This is a genomic window from Pediococcus acidilactici, assembly GCA_024970065.1.
Taxonomy (GTDB): domain Bacteria; phylum Bacillota; class Bacilli; order Lactobacillales; family Lactobacillaceae; genus Pediococcus; species Pediococcus acidilactici_A.
This window is the reverse complement of sequence record CP103908.1, coordinates 1,394,299-1,409,121: the sequence shown is the minus strand read 5'-3', so window position 1 is coordinate 1,409,121 and position 14,823 is coordinate 1,394,299. Positions and strand designations below refer to the sequence as shown.

The following is a 14,823-nucleotide window of genomic DNA, read 5'->3' as shown; positions in this document are numbered from 1 at the left end:
GGAAAAGAAAAAAGGCGAAAACAGGGCTTTTTGCAAAAAAAATATTTCATTTTGCAAATATCTCATAAACGACTAAATCCTATTTCTATGGGGAATAGCGGGGCTTTTATTACAAAATGTTACAGAATCTTACAAAATATCCCTAATTCCCAAATTATCCCAATATGTTTGTAATATAGGTTCGGTAAAGTAATATCCTGTTGAAACGAAAGAAACACGTACATGGTTTATAAACATAAAGGAGATATTTAATCTATATGTCAATCAAAAGTAAATTTTCAAAACTATCTATTGCTTTACTTGCGGGTGCAGCAATCGGTGCAACAGCAATTACAAGTGGTAGTGCAAATGCGGACGAAATTTACACTGTAAAATCTGGTGACACTCTTTCAGAAATCAGTTACGCGTTTAACCTCGACGGTAACTACGATGCAATCGCGCAAGCTAACCACATTAAAGACGTTAACTTCATCACGGTTGGTCAAAAATTAGTAATTAAAGATAACGGAAGCATTAAGAAGGCAACTAAGTCAGAAATTAAGTCACTTCCAGAAGTTGACAAGAATACTAATGCTGCAGCTGCTACTAAGCAAGCAACTCCTGCTAAAGCAGCTACACCAAAGGCCACTCCTGCTAAGACAGCAAGTTACAACGGGGGTAGCTCAGTATCGTCAGTTGCTAACGAAATGGCATCCCGGACAGGAGTTTCCGCTGCTAAATGGCAACAAATCATTATGCGTGAATCAGGCGGGAACGCTAACGTATCTAACGCTTCATCTGGAGCTTACGGATTATTCCAATTGTTAGGTCATGGCGAACATCCTGGAATGTCAGTTGCTGACCAAATCAACATGGCAACTAACGTATATAACGCACAAGGTTTGTCAGCTTGGGGAGAATAAGCTGATTAACGGCAAGCTTTAAAAATAATATTTCATTTTTGACAAATCAACAAAAGTGTAAAAAGCAATAATAGCAAGGCTGACTTGTTAGTTTGTTACAAAATGTTACTTAACTTTACAAAATTTCAGTGATTTACCAGAATTTAAAAATAGTTCTGTAATAATCATCGTGTAAAGTTACTGGTGTTGAAACAAAAGAAGATAAAAAGTGTTTTTAAAAATAAGGAGAAATAATTAAATGTCAATCAAAAGTAAAATTTCTAAAATGTCAATCGCATTACTTTCCGGTGCCGCAATTGGTGCTGCAATGATCACTACAAGTGGTAGTGCTAGCGCTGACGAAATCTACACTGTAAAATCTGGCGATACTCTTTCAGAAATTAGCTACACATTTGGTTTGAATGGTGATTACAACACCATCGCTAAGGCTAACAACATTGCTGACGTAAACGTAATCTACGTTGGTCAAAAATTAAAGATCACTAACGATGGTGACATTAAGCAAGCTACAAACAAGGACGTTCAACAACTTCCTGAAGTAAAGCAAAACACTAATGCTGCTGGTTCAACCCAAGCACAAACAACTCAAACTCAAGCACAAACTAGCCAAGCACCTGTTCAACAAAAGGCTGCTCCAGTACGTCAAGCAAATACATCGAACAACAACTCATACTCATCAAACGCAACTGGTAACGAAGCTGCTGCTAAAGCTTGGATCGCTGCACGCGAATCAGGTGGTTCATACACAGCTCGCAACGGCCAATACGTTGGTAAGTACCAATTATCTTCATCATACTTAAACGGTGATTACTCAGCAGCTAACCAAGAACGCGTTGCTGACAACTACGTTAAGTCACGTTACGGTAGCTGGAGTGCTGCTAAGAACGCTTGGTTATCACAAGGTTGGTACTAAGATAAAATAAATAATTTATATGTTTAAATAAAAAGACAACCACTTCTCTGGTTGTCTTTTTTTGTGTCTATAAGTTCGTTATCATGGAAGAGGGCGGATAAATCTAAGGGTCTTTTTCCGTATTTTTCATAAATTTTTCGATTAAAAAGACTATACTGAATGAGGTAAATGAAATTGGAGGAATTTCAATGCAAATATTAATGATTGAGGATAACAAATCAGTTTCCGATATGATGGGGATGTTTTTTAAAAAAGAAAAGTGGAAAGTTACTTTTGCTTATGATGGAATTAAGGCGTTGGAAATTTTTAAGGCGGACCCTCAACAGTGGGACATTGTTTTGCTGGACTTAAATTTGCCTGGAAAAGACGGGATGGAAGTGGCTGCAGAACTTCGGCGGACTTCCCACACGGTGCCCTTAATTATGTTGACTGCTCGCGATTCCGAAAGTGATCAAGTATTAGGGCTAGAAATGGGGGCGGATGAGTATATTACTAAGCCGTTCAGCCCCATCACTTTAATTGCGCGTATTAAGGCGTTGCACCGTCGGGTTTTGATGAATAAGCATAATAATACTCCTGAACAACAGACCGGCAAATTTGACGTTCGTACGGCACACCTAAAAATTAGTACGGCGACGCGGGAGGTTTACTTGGATGGTAAATTAATCTCGGATTTAACGCCTAAGGAATTTGACTTATTAAAAACCTTGGCACAAAAACCAATGCAGGTTTTCTCAAGAGAACAGTTGCTGCAAATGGTGTGGGATTACGAATACTATGGCGATGAACGTACCGTTGACGCCCACATTAAAAAACTACGACAAAAGCTAGAAGCAGTTGGACCCCAAGTGGTGCAAACGGTCTGGGGCGTTGGTTATAAGTTTGACGATAGTAAAATTGATGAGGGATAACTAATGAAGTTATTTTTTCAACAAATGATGGCCTTTTTGGCGGTAACCTTAGCAACCTTGCTGATTGTGGGCTTAGTATTTATTCAGTTTACGCGTGATTCAGTTTATCGCACCAAGTGGCATTCGCTACAGGAATATGCGGATAGCATCTTTCAACAGGCGGTGGTATTGGACCCCCATGATTCGTCAGTGACGACGGTGCGGGTGGACCAATTAATGGGAATGGAACGGTTGTTAAATAACCAGCATATCCATTTCACCATTTACGCGGAAGATGGGGAACGCGTTAGCTACCCCAACCGCAATACCGCTACCAAAATTAGTAAAAAGCAGTGGCAACAATTAAATAAGGGAAATATCTTACGTCAAGAATCTCGCATGGCAGTTGGCCAGGTTGAACACCGAATTACGATGACGGAACTTAAAAAGCCGTATTTTGACCGGCAGGGAAAATTGATTTGTGTAATTGCCGTAGGTTCACCGCTAGCTAACGTGCAGGCGGATATTCAGCAGGTACAAAAGAACCTATTAGTCACCTTTTCTTTGGCAATTCTCGTAGCGGTGGTGGCTTCCTACTTTCTGTCCCGGTACATGGTTCGCCGAATTCAAAAGATTCGGGAGGCGGCCCACCGGGTTACTGAAGGGGATTTTGAAGTGCAACTAGATCCCGGGCGGCAGGATGAAATTGGTGAATTAAGTGCCGACTTTAATTTAATGACTAAGTCACTTAAGGAATCTAATGACGAAATTAAACGACAAGAAGAGCGTCGCCGGGCGTTTATGGCAGATGCGGCTCATGAAATGCGGACGCCGTTAACGACCATTAACGGGCTTTTAGAGGGCTTAGAGTACGATGCAATTCCCGAAGATAGTAAGGAAGAAAGCATTCGTTTAATGCAAAGGGAAACCAAGCGCTTGATTCGGTTGGTTAACGATAACCTGGATTACGAACGAATTCGGACCAACAAAATTAAACTTAATTGTCAGATGGTTAATTTGAAACAAGCCGTCGTGCGCGTAGTTGAACAGCTTAATAAGAAAGCCGCAAAGGAAGACGACCAGCTAATTGTTGAGATGGACAGCGACGTGATGGTTTATGCAGATCCCGACCGGTTGATTCAAGTTTTGTTTAACATCGTGCAAAATGGGATTCAATTTACGCAAAATGGACAGATTACGATCCGGGCACAAAATGCTAGCGACGGAACCAACATCCAAATTAGTGATAATGGGATTGGTATGACCGACGACCAGATTAAAAATATCTGGGAACGGTATTACAAAGCAGACGCGTCCCGTATTCAGACGAAGGGTGAGTCAGGATTAGGGATGGCAATTGTGCACGAACTCGTCCAAATTCATGGCGGTAAAATTGAAGTTTCAAGCGCACCCGGACGGGGAACCACCTTTAAGTTACATTTTCCTAAAGCTCCCGACGATAAATAACTTAATCTAGTCGTAAGTAAATAAAAATGGTAGCAATTTCCTGAAAGGGGAGGGCTACCATTTTTTATTTGGGAGAGAGAAAGCTTAGGATAATAAAAAAGCTTAGCGGAGTAAACTCCACCAAGCTCTTTTATTAAAGAATTATTTTTACCACATTGAAGGTGTATTGAACCAGTCGATACGTTCCTTAACAGTGTTCTTGATAGCTTCTGTACCAGAAGCAAGAACCTTACGAGGGTCAAATCCTTTAGGCTTCTTGTCGTTGTCTTCTTCGTAGTACTTACGAACAGCTTCTGACCAAGCAATTTGTTGTTCAGTATTAACGTTAACTTTTGAAATACCCATTGAAATTGCCTTAACAATTTGTTCCTTAGGAATTCCTGAACCACCGTGCAATACAAGTGGTGTGTCGATAGCGTCAGCTAATTCTTGAAGACGATCGAAGTTCAAACCTTTCCAGTTTTCAGGGTAAACACCGTGGATGTTACCAATACCAACAGCAAGGTAGTCAACACCTGTAGCTGCAAGTGTCTTAGCTTCTTCAACGTCAGCTAATTCACCAGCACCGATGATTCCGTCTTCTTCACCACCGATTGAACCAACTTCAGCTTCAACAGAAATACCTTGAGCGTGTGCCAAAGCAACGATTTCTTTTGTCTTAACCAAGTTTTCTTCGAAGTCAAGGTCATGACCGTCAAACATAACTGAGCTGTATCCAGCAGCGATAGCTTCCTTAGCAGCTTCGTAGTTACCATGGTCTAAGTGCATGATAACTGGAACGGTGATGCCCATTGATTCTACTTCGCTTTCAACAAGACGCTTAACTGCTTTGTAACCACCCATGTACTTAGCAGCACCCATTGATGATTGGATCAAGATTGGTGTGTGTGTTTCTTGACCTGCTGCTAGAATAGCACGAGTCCATTCAAGGTTGTTTGTGTTGAAAGCACCTACAGCATAGTGGCCCTTACGAGCAGCTGCAAATGTTTCTGTACCATTAATAAATGACATAAAACTGGTTCCTCCCAATATTTTTATACAGACAAAGAGTTCTCCTCTTCGCAACACTTCTATTCTAGCACAAAACCTTAAAATTTTATACGAGTTTTCATAAAACTACTCGATTACTTTTAATGTATCTAATGGTTATTTTCACAACGAGTTTCAAAAAAATGGAAAATGAAGTATACCATTTTTATTTCAAAAAAAATGTTGGAATTCGTTTTCATAACTGGTACAATAATATTTTGTCTTATGAGAGAGACAGAGATTGATAAATATATAGGAGATATTGATATGAATATTTTACTCGCTTTAGTTCCCGCAATTATGTGGGGAAGTATTGGTTTAGTGAGTGGCCGCTTAGGCGGGAGTGCGTCGCAGCAAACGTTAGGAATGACGATGGGTGCGGTGATTTTCTCCTTAGTGACCCTCGTGATTTACCAGCCAACGTTAAACGGTAAGATTTGGATTGCTGGTTTGATTTCTGGCCTTTTTTGGGCAGTCGGGCAATTTAACCAGTTTAGTTCAATGAAGCACATTGGGGTTTCTAAGACAGTGCCAATTTCAACCGGCTTACAGTTGGCAGGAAACGCCCTTGCAGGGGTACTGATTTGGCACGAATGGACTTCCGGTAATATGATTATGGTTGGTACCATCGCGGTAATCGCTTTAATCGTTGGTGCGGCATTAACGTCGCTAAAAGATAAGAGCGATTCCACGACGGAAAACGATGACGAAAATATGCCAGCCGGAATTCAAGCGCTGACGATTTCGACGATTGGGTACATCGGTTATACGGTAATCGTGCGGTTTGCTAACGTTGATGCAAAGGCGATTATTTTCCCTCAAGCAGTGGGAATGTTGCTCGGAGCCTTCTTGTTTGTTTTCTTTGCTAAAGAAACGGATCAAATTGCAAAGAAGCCAACGTTCTTAAACATTACTACTGGTTTGATTTGGGGAATCGGGAACATCTTCATGTTCTTGGCAATTCCATCAGTTGGACTAGCAATTAGCTACTCCTTAGCACAAGCTGGAATTGTAATTTCTACTTTCGGATCAATTTGGTTACTAGGCGAACGTAAGACCCATCGCGAAATGCAGTTCGTGATTATCGGCTCGATTTTAATTATTATCGGTGAAACGTTACTAGCAACGTTAAAATAGAAATCTTAATATAAAGAAAACAGACTGGGATTATAAAATCCGCGGTCTTTTTTTATGTACTCATATAAAAATATGAGGAGTTTTTGCGAAGAAACCGATAAAAGATATAGACCAATTTTCTTTAGAAAAACTTAATTTTTAAAGTGACCTGATGACGGGCGCTAATTTGGTTAAGGAAAATTTAACCGCTTCAAGTTGTCCAAAGTTCTTCAAAGTCTGGCAAACTATTGTATAATAGTAGGGAATTCTAAATAAAAGGGGTATTTAAAATGGCACACATTTCATTTGATAGTTCCAACGTGGCTGATTTCGTTCATGAAAATGAACTTGCTGAAATCCAACCAATGGTTACCGCTGCCGATGAATTAGTTCGCAAGGGTACCGGTGCAGGAAGCGACTTCCGCGGCTGGTTAGATTTACCATCTAACTACGATAAGGAAGAATTCGCACGGATTAAGAAAGCTGCTGAAAAGATTCGCGAAGACTCCGAAGTCTTTGTTGCAATCGGAATTGGTGGTTCATATTTGGGAGCCCGTGCCGCAATTGATTTCTTGAACAACACGTTTTACAACATGTTGACTAAGGAACAACGCAATGGTGCACCACAAGTAATTTTTGCTGGTAACTCAATTAGTTCCACATACCTAGCAGACGTTTTGAACTTGATTGGTGACCGCGACTTCTCAATCAACGTTATTTCTAAGTCTGGTACAACTACCGAACCCGCAATTGCTTTCCGCGTTTTGAAGGAAAAATTGATTGCTAAGTACGGTGAAGAAGAAGCTAAGAAGCGGATCTACGCTACAACTGACCGTGCTAAAGGCGCTTTGAAGACTGAAGCAGACGCTGAAGGCTACGAAGAATTCGTTGTGCCTGATGATATCGGAGGTCGTTTCTCAGTACTTTCTGCAGTTGGTTTACTTCCAATTGCCGTAGCTGGTGGCGACATCGACCAATTAATGAAGGGTGCCGAAGACGCAAGCAAGGAATACACAGATGCTGACGTTAACAAGAACGATGCATACAAGTATGCTGCATTGCGGAACATCCTTTACCGGAAGGGTTACACTACTGAATTGCTAGAAAACTATGAACCAACGTTACAATACTTTGGCGAATGGTGGAAGCAATTGATGGGTGAATCCGAAGGTAAGGACCAAAAGGGTATTTACCCTTCATCAGCAAACTTCTCAACTGACTTGCACTCCCTTGGTCAATACATCCAAGAGGGTCGTCGTGATTTGATGGAAACCGTAATTAACGTTGAAAAGCCAAACCACGATATCGACATTCCTAAGGAAGAAGACAACCTTGATGGACTTCGTTACTTAGAAGGTCGGACAATGGACGAAGTTAATAAGAAGGCTTACCAAGGTGTTACCCTTGCGCACAACGATGGTGGCGTTCCAGTAATGACGCTTAACATCCCTGATCAAACTGCCTACACGTTAGGTTACATGATCTACTTCTTTGAAGCTGCCGTTGCCGTTTCTGGTTACTTGAACGGAATCAACCCATTCAACCAACCAGGTGTTGAAGCATACAAGTCCAACATGTTTGCTTTACTGGGTAAACCAGGTTACGAAGACAAGACTGAAGAATTAAACGCTCGTTTAAAGTAAATTTAAACTAGGTTAATATTTAAAAATCCTGATCGCAATTGAAAAATTGTGGTCAGGATTTTTTTGGTTAATGTGGTACGTGCCGTCAAATTATTTTTAGGTATCTACGGAAAAATTTATATTTGGTAGTGGTAATGAAACTAATCAAGGTAACTTAAACCTTTATTTCAACCGTTGGATGGCTAATTGTTAAATAGCTTCTACGGATAAATTGTTTTTTATATGGAACTAACCAAGGTTCAAAAAATTTTATTTGTCTATTTGTATTAGGATTCAAGGACGTTTAAAAACTAAGCTGATCCTTAATTCAAAATCAATAATTTTACAAAACTAAAGCTTGATCGATGAATACTTAATGAGGCATATACTAGCTCTTTTCAACTAACTAACAATTAAAAATCAGCTTGATAATCTTCTTGATTAACTGCACGGTAAGCTTTGATGGCTGCCTCTTTTTCAAAGATTCCTTCTCGAATTAAAGGACTGATTTTGCTCAAGCTTCTTTGATATTTTTGATATTGTTCTTCAGTTAAAGCTTCTAAGAGAGGTTGAATATCGGAAAGGTTAGCGACCGCGAACCCAAGGTCGTTTTTGACTACCCAATCAGCAGCCGCCGCCTTGTTCCAAATGATAATTGGTAAATTGGCAGCTAAGTAGAGACTTAATTTATGCGGGTATCGATACTTAAGGTAGTTACTTTCAGGACCATCAACGGTGTCATAACGTGATGACTCCCAAACTAGGCCAAACCCATCTTTTAATTTAGAAGCTATTTCGACAGGATCAACTTCACCGTAATAGTTAAAATTGGCTTCTTTTTCAAAACGTTCCTTTAAGGCACTGTTGAGTCCGGGACCATAAACGTCTAATTCCCAGCTTGCTGGAGCATCAATTAAATAATTTGTACTATCTAAATTATCAATAAGGTTGATACGCTTTGAAAATGTGCGATTTTTTAGATAAAAATCATTATATAATTTATATCCGTAAGGACCTTGCACAATGATAGGTTTATCGTAATTTAAACGACGTTGAAGACCGCGCTTAAAAGCCGCGCTTTGGACAATGAGCGCGTCAAAAATCTCGGGAATTACATCATAAGTACCTAAATTAAAAGAATTCCAAGAGTCTTGTTGGTTTTCTGGGGACGTTGCTAACTCACCAGTTTTTAGTCCTTCAAATTCATGGAAAATACCGATTACTTTTCCGTCTCGTTGGTTATGGACAAAATCAGCCATTAATTTAAAAATTTGGGGATTTACATATACTGGAAACTGAATTATTAAGGTATCCCCTTGATTAATATTAGCTAGCATGCCCTCTACGCGAATATTAGTCAGACTGTAGTCTTCTGGAAACGTGTTGAAAGCTTGTCCAGCGATGTGGGCATTTATTTCGGTTAGGAATCGTGTGTAATCAGATTGTTTTTTATAAAAAGATGTATTTAAAATACCTGGGTTGATATTTAGTCCATAATTAACGCTAATTCCCCATAACATAAGAAAGTCCTCTTTTCTAGAATATATTATCGATATAGTATATATGTAATTATAGACATTACCGTATAAACTAGCAAGGTTGCGCCGGTTAAAAATAAACATTATAATTAAAAAATAAGGTTAAACATTTAATATGTTTTTTTCAGGAGGATTAAGATGCTTTGGGTAACCGATATAAACTTTGATTCAGCACTTAATGGCGGGCGGATGAATACTGCCTTATATAAACCTAAACGGGATTATGCCGATCATTTAGAACAGATTGGGGCAAAACGCCTTGCCCTTGAAATTTATTTCATGCCGGAAGAATCGGATGAATCGCTGACGGTTCGGATGGATGGGGCGTTATCTCCTTTTCACAGTGGAGATACATTGATTGTTCAATTACCAAATTACGGGTCGACCGGACGAGTTATTAAGAAATTAGTTGAACGAGCACATCTGTTATATGATGCTAAGGTTATTGCTATGTGGCATGACTATGATTCCTTAATGACTGGTACATATGCAGACAAAGTGTCTCCAGAAGCGCAAATTGAAGGGCTTAACCAGCAATTTAATAATCTTACATTTGGAGCATTAGCACCATTGTTTGATGGAATGATCGTCCATAGCGAACGCATGAAAGAAACTTTATCTAAAGTTTGGCCCGTAGGAATTCCAATCATTACGCAAGGTCCTTTTGGCTATCAGATCCCTGAAGATACGACTATCCCAGAGCATCATTTTAGTCGGCACATTATTTATTCTGGCAATCTAGGTAAAGCGCAATTTTTAAAAAATGTCCCTGATGGCTGGGATATGGATGTCTTTGGTCCGTTTCCTAATGAAGAAATGTTTAAAAATCCGCACGTAGATTATTGTGGAAGTAAATTACCTACCGAACTACCACAGGCATTAACCGATGGATTTGCATTAGTTTGGGTTTCGGACAGCTTTGAAAAAGTAGAAGGTATCGGTGCTGAGTATACTAAGTATAATTACCCGCATAAACTAAGTTCCTATTTAGTGGCAAAACTACCAATTATCATTTGGAAACATGCGGCGGCGGCAAGCTGGATTGAATCCAATGGGTTAGGATTTGCTGTAGAAAATTTAGCTGATATTAAACCTATTTTAGATGGGATGACCGAAGAGAGATATCAAGAGTATCAAAAGCAATTAGCTCCGATGAGTAATCTGGTGCGTGAAGGTTTCTTTACTAAAAGAGCGGCCTTAGAGGCATATCAAGCGGTGAACCAACTTGATTACCAATCAAAATTCTAAACTGTATCATTCATTAGCGGCAATAATTGGCAACGGCTGATGAAGTATTTGATTTAATGATAATTTAAAGCATGAGTTTCTGTTGTTAAAGCCAAATGAATAGGCCTAGTTTACTTAAGTAAACTAGGCTTTTTTCTTACTTAGTTGCTTGGCTATATATTGCTGTTGTAGGTCCTTAGATAAGACTTTTTATCTTAAAATTTTAATTTATTAAAAAGTTGTTGATACCGTAGAAAACGAGGACTCTTAAGCAAAATTTTAGTTAAAATGGTGCCCACTAACCCCCCAAAAAGGGTTGCAGCAAGGAAGCGTGGAGTGTAAATGAACCAGTACAGACCGTTACTACTACCAGTGAATAAAATCATAACCGGGTAGCTTAGCAGGGAGCCAATAATTCCGGTACCAATAATTTCACCTAGCCAGGCAGCACCAACTTGGTTAGTCCACCGGTAGAAAAGGGCGGAAAGCACACCACCAAACACTGCACCCGTTAAAGCAAGCGGGGGTATTCCAAGGATCAACATCCGAATGGTGCCGGTCATCAGGGTGATTGCTAGCGCGTAAAGGGGATCGACCAGACAACCAATAATAACGTTTAAGACGCTTGACATGGGCGCCATTCCTTCAATTCGAAACAGCGGGGACGTAACTACGTCAGTGGCAATTAAAAGTGCGGCGATGGTTAAGCGCAAAGTAGATTTGTTTTGCATTACAAGTGGCCTCCAAAAAATTTTTGCTAGGGTACTGGAGGAACGGACCGTACTAATTAAAAAGCGGCATCCCGAAAACAGGACACCGCTGGTTACTTAAAAGCATTGTAAAAAAGTTTAGACGTAACGTAGCTATGCACTGCTCCCTGCGCTAATACTAATTAGATCAGGTTCAATGGGTTTAATCTCAGCCATCCGGCACCCCAGCAATGATAATGTTTATTTGCTAGTTAAGATACCACGTTATAAAAACTTTGTAAATAGGGTAAACTATTTTAAAAAACGGTTTTTAAAATTTGAGTTAAGCGTTTACATAAGGTAGCGTATAATGAAAGTGAAGAGTAAGACAGTTTGATAAAAAATGCTAATTTGGAGGAGGTTAGCGAAATGAAACGGCTCGTTGCAATAGTGGGGACTAATGCGCGGCATTCAACCAACCGAGCGTTATTGCAGTATCTAAAGAAGCGGTACGTACACCAAGCGGATATTGAACTGCTGGAGATTGCTGGGTTACCAATTTTTAAAAAGACGGCCACTAAGGAACTTCCCAAACAAGCACGGGACATGGCAGAAAAAATTGCCCAAGCAGACGGGGTGATTATTGGCACACCAGAATACGATCATGCAGTGCCAGCTATTTTATTAAGTGCGTTGGCGTGGCTTTCATACGGGATTCATCCCTTTTTGGATAAACCCGTAATGATCACGGCAGCTTCTTATGGTAATTTGGGTGCATCAAGAGCGCAAGCGCAACTACGGCAAATCTTAGATGCGCCAGAATTAAAGGCTCGGGTTTTACCAAGCTCTGAATTTCTATTGGCAAATTCATTGCAGGCGTTTGATGAACACGGTAATTTAATTGACCAGGCTAAGGTTAAACAGTTAGACGGTTTATTTGCCGATTTTTTGGAATTTTTAGAGATTGCTCAGCGATTAAATCACGCTCACCAAGCTAACGAAGCAGAATTGAAAAAATTTGTGGAACAAAATGACGATAATCCCAAAGGAAGGGGTGTGATAGAATGAAACTCGTGGCAATTGCCGGGTCAATCGGGGAACATTCGTATAACCGCATGTTAGTGGAATATATGCGGCGTCATTTTCAAGAAATGGTTGAAATTGAAGTGTTGGATATCCGGGGAGTTCCCATGTTTAATGAAGATCAAGACTTAAGTACGTCCCCGGTTTTACAGAAGCTAAACCAAAAAATTGAGGCGGCAGACGGCGTGATTTTAGCGACTCCGGAACATAATCACACCATTCCCGCGGCTATGAAAAACCTCATTGAGTGGTTCTCGTTTAAATTACACCCTTTGGATGGAAAACCGATTTGGGTGGTGGGGGCATCGTACTATAATCAAGGAACTTCTCGCGCCCAATTACACCTGAAACAGATTTTGGAGGCGCCGCACGTCAACGGAATCGTAATGCCGGGCAATGAGTTTTTGCTAAGTAATGCAAAGACAGCTTTCAATGATGGCGGTGACTTACGGGATGCAAAAACGGTGGCCTTTCTTGAACAGATCTTACCCAAGTTTCTTAAATTCGTACGGGTGGTTAAACAACTGGGGTAGTTTTTTGCACTTAGGATCTAGTATTAAAGTTTATTAAGTAGGAGTTTAGATTAAATGAATCAGAATTGGCAAAAGCCCTCGTCAAAACTAAATTGGGCACGATTTTATTCGATAGCAACCATCCTGGTCCTGATAACTAGTGTAGTGGGCTTAGAAATGCTACGGGTTAGCGCCCATCAAGAAGTTGCCCAATCCCAATCGCAACGCAGTTCGATAAATAAAAAAGAACCGGTTAGACGTCAACCCACAACTAAGCAACAAGTTCCAATGAAGAAGGCTGTTACTAGGGCGACTACTAAAGGCTTTGCCGACCAGTTGCGCCCCTTTTTGGCGAATACGAAGGCAAGGGTGGCGGTAGCGGTGTACTCAAAGCGAGACCACCAGCTTTATGAGGCAACCAATACTAAGCAGGCTACTTTTCCTTCGGCAAGTATTATTAAAACCGACCTTTTAGTAGAGCTGTTGCATCAGCGTCACCAAAAAGCCAGTGCTTTAACCACCGGAGAGCAAAGCGCGACGGTACAGATGATTGAAAATAGTGACAACAATGCGGCCACGAGTATCTACAATGATATCGGCAGTGCACGAGGCTTGGGACAATTGTTTAACAACTTAAAAATGACTAACTCGACTGCGTTGGCAAGTGGTTGGGCGTTGACTCCCACCACTCCCCGTGACCAAATTAAGGTGTTAAACAAGATTTTTTACGAGAACGGTTATATCTCAAATAAGTCAAAGGCCTATACTAAAAATTTGATGGCTAACGTTGCCGACGACCAAGACTGGGGAATTTCAGCAGGTTCTAAGTATGCTTGGTTGAAGAATGGTTGGAAACAGATGCCTAACGGGCACTGGATTGTTAACAGCATTGGTTACTTAGGCAAGGGCGAGAACAGTTGCACCATTGCAATCATGTCAGAAGATAACCCTTCTTTGGAAAGCGGAGAGGCGTTATTAGAAAAGTTAAGTCAACAAGTTGGCGTTCAGCTAAATATTGCGGGAGCTGAACGGAAAGTTTAAAAAGTGAAGATAAAACCCGTTGGTATTAAGGGTGTAAACCGAATGCCAACGGATTTTTTGTGGTTAAACAAAAAAGCTGTCATCCTCGCATCTTGAGGATGACAGCTTTTTAAATGATTGGCCATACTGGGTTCGAACCAGTAAATTACGGATTCAGAGTCCGCTGCCTTACCAATTTGGCGAATGGCCAATAAAATCACCCGCACGGGGATCGAACCCGTAACTCCGGCTTGAGAGGCCGACGTCTTAACCAATTTGACCAGCGGGCAAATTACTATATTAATTTACACTAAATTTTGCATTTCGTCAATAAACTGCGCTAATTAATTGCTAAAATTTCTACCTGATATTGTTCATCAGGAGCGTTGACCGTCACCACGTCATGAAGGCGGTGGTGTAATAGCGCTGCACCTAAGGGTGATTGGTAAGAAACTTTTTGCTGGGCCACGTCGGCTTCGTGTTTTCCCACGATTTCGTAAGTGACGGTGAAATCGTCGTCCAAAAATCGGAGGGTGACGTTGCTGCCGAGGTCGATTTTAGAGTGGTCCTCGTTTTCCACAATTTTAGAATAGTTGATCTGCCGTTCCAGATACCGCAGACGGCCTTCCATCCGGCGTAAATCCCGTTTGGCTGCACTATATTCCGCGTTTTCAGATAAATCACCCAGTGCGCGGGCATCCGCTAACGCCTTAATCAAGCCGGGGCGGGTCTTTTTTAGATCAGCGATCTCTTGTTGAATTTTTTGATAGCCAGTTTTAGTCATCGGTACGAATTGGGGTTGCATACGCTCATGT

The 14,823-nt window shown here is 40.7% G+C and carries 14 protein-coding genes, 2 tRNA genes and 1 riboswitch; of the genes, 10 read left to right on the top strand and 6 right to left on the bottom strand.

From position 1 onward, the window contains the following. Positions 1 to 257 precede the first annotated feature (257 nt). From NYR25_06680 to NYR25_06665, 4 genes are all read left to right on the top strand, one after another. Complete coding sequence (locus tag NYR25_06680) at positions 258 to 902, top strand: LysM peptidoglycan-binding domain-containing protein (GenBank protein ID UWF33277.1); 645 nt, start codon at positions 258 to 260, stop codon at positions 900 to 902. 238 nt (positions 903 to 1,140) lie between these two features. After that, positions 1,141 to 1,815, top strand: coding sequence for a LysM peptidoglycan-binding domain-containing protein (locus NYR25_06675; protein UWF33276.1), 675 nt, complete (start codon positions 1,141 to 1,143; stop codon positions 1,813 to 1,815). A 188-nt stretch (positions 1,816 to 2,003) separates the two neighbouring features. Then, a complete protein-coding gene (locus NYR25_06670; GenBank protein UWF33275.1) occupies positions 2,004 to 2,726 on the top strand; it encodes a response regulator transcription factor in 723 nt (240 codons plus the stop codon). A 3-nt stretch (positions 2,727 to 2,729) separates the two neighbouring features. Beyond that, the gene (locus NYR25_06665) at positions 2,730 to 4,172 is read left to right on the top strand and encodes a HAMP domain-containing histidine kinase (protein ID UWF33274.1); all 1,443 of its coding nucleotides are present in this window, start codon (positions 2,730 to 2,732) and stop codon (positions 4,170 to 4,172) included. Between the two features lie 147 nt (positions 4,173 to 4,319). Here NYR25_06665 and fba read toward each other — a convergent pair whose 3' ends face one another. Further along, on the bottom strand, positions 4,320 to 5,183 hold the full coding sequence (gene fba / locus NYR25_06660) for a class II fructose-1,6-bisphosphate aldolase (GenBank protein UWF33273.1): 864 nt from the start codon (positions 5,181 to 5,183) through the stop codon (positions 4,320 to 4,322). Between the two features lie 285 nt (positions 5,184 to 5,468). On the opposite strand from fba, the gene NYR25_06655 reads away from it, so the two are divergent. Both NYR25_06655 and NYR25_06650 read left to right on the top strand, forming a co-directional pair. Next, a complete protein-coding gene (locus NYR25_06655; protein UWF33272.1) occupies positions 5,469 to 6,338 on the top strand; it encodes a GRP family sugar transporter in 870 nt (289 codons plus the stop codon). Positions 6,339 to 6,607: 269 nt separating this feature from the next. Next, positions 6,608 to 7,960 carry a glucose-6-phosphate isomerase gene (locus NYR25_06650; protein UWF33271.1) on the top strand — a complete coding sequence of 451 codons (1,353 nt, stop codon included), beginning with the start codon at positions 6,608 to 6,610 and terminating at the stop codon, positions 7,958 to 7,960. A 392-nt stretch (positions 7,961 to 8,352) separates the two neighbouring features. Here the strand turns inward: NYR25_06650 and NYR25_06645 are convergent, their stop codons facing one another. Beyond that, the gene (locus NYR25_06645) at positions 8,353 to 9,459 is read right to left on the bottom strand and encodes a hypothetical protein (GenBank protein ID UWF33270.1); all 1,107 of its coding nucleotides are present in this window, start codon (positions 9,457 to 9,459) and stop codon (positions 8,353 to 8,355) included. Between the two features lie 156 nt (positions 9,460 to 9,615). Between NYR25_06645 and NYR25_06640 the strand changes: the two genes are divergently transcribed. Then, a complete protein-coding gene (locus NYR25_06640; GenBank protein UWF33269.1) occupies positions 9,616 to 10,725 on the top strand; it encodes a glycosyltransferase in 1,110 nt (369 codons plus the stop codon). Positions 10,726 to 10,919: 194 nt separating this feature from the next. On the opposite strand, the gene thiW is transcribed toward NYR25_06640, so the two are convergent. After that, positions 10,920 to 11,435 carry an energy coupling factor transporter S component ThiW gene (thiW, locus tag NYR25_06635; protein UWF33268.1) on the bottom strand — a complete coding sequence of 172 codons (516 nt, stop codon included), beginning with the start codon at positions 11,433 to 11,435 and terminating at the stop codon, positions 10,920 to 10,922. Between the two features lie 126 nt (positions 11,436 to 11,561). Then, positions 11,562 to 11,651: riboswitch (TPP riboswitch) on the bottom strand. Between the two features lie 171 nt (positions 11,652 to 11,822). On the opposite strand from thiW, the gene NYR25_06630 reads away from it, so the two are divergent. From NYR25_06630 to NYR25_06620, 3 genes are read left to right on the top strand one after another with little or no spacing between them, the layout of a single operon-like run. Continuing rightward, on the top strand, positions 11,823 to 12,461 hold the full coding sequence (locus NYR25_06630; protein ID UWF33267.1) for an NAD(P)H-dependent oxidoreductase: 639 nt from the start codon (positions 11,823 to 11,825) through the stop codon (positions 12,459 to 12,461). Then, complete coding sequence (locus NYR25_06625; GenBank protein UWF33266.1) at positions 12,458 to 13,009, top strand: NAD(P)H-dependent oxidoreductase; 552 nt, start codon at positions 12,458 to 12,460, stop codon at positions 13,007 to 13,009. Before NYR25_06630 ends, NYR25_06625 begins: the two co-directional genes overlap by 4 nt. A 54-nt stretch (positions 13,010 to 13,063) precedes the next feature. Further along, the gene (locus NYR25_06620) at positions 13,064 to 14,029 is read left to right on the top strand and encodes a hypothetical protein (protein UWF33265.1); all 966 of its coding nucleotides are present in this window, start codon (positions 13,064 to 13,066) and stop codon (positions 14,027 to 14,029) included. Between the two features lie 117 nt (positions 14,030 to 14,146). On the opposite strand, the gene NYR25_06615 is transcribed toward NYR25_06620, so the two are convergent. The 3 genes from NYR25_06615 to greA all read right to left on the bottom strand — a co-directional run bounded on the left by NYR25_06615 (position 14,147) and on the right by greA (position 14,813). Beyond that, positions 14,147 to 14,219: transfer RNA gene (locus tag NYR25_06615), tRNA-Gln, on the bottom strand. A gap of 6 nt (positions 14,220 to 14,225) precedes the next feature. Beyond that, positions 14,226 to 14,298: transfer RNA gene (locus NYR25_06610), tRNA-Glu, on the bottom strand. A gap of 50 nt (positions 14,299 to 14,348) precedes the next feature. Beyond that, the gene (gene greA / locus NYR25_06605; protein ID UWF33264.1) at positions 14,349 to 14,813 is read right to left on the bottom strand and encodes a transcription elongation factor GreA; all 465 of its coding nucleotides are present in this window, start codon (positions 14,811 to 14,813) and stop codon (positions 14,349 to 14,351) included. Positions 14,814 to 14,823 lie beyond the last annotated feature (10 nt).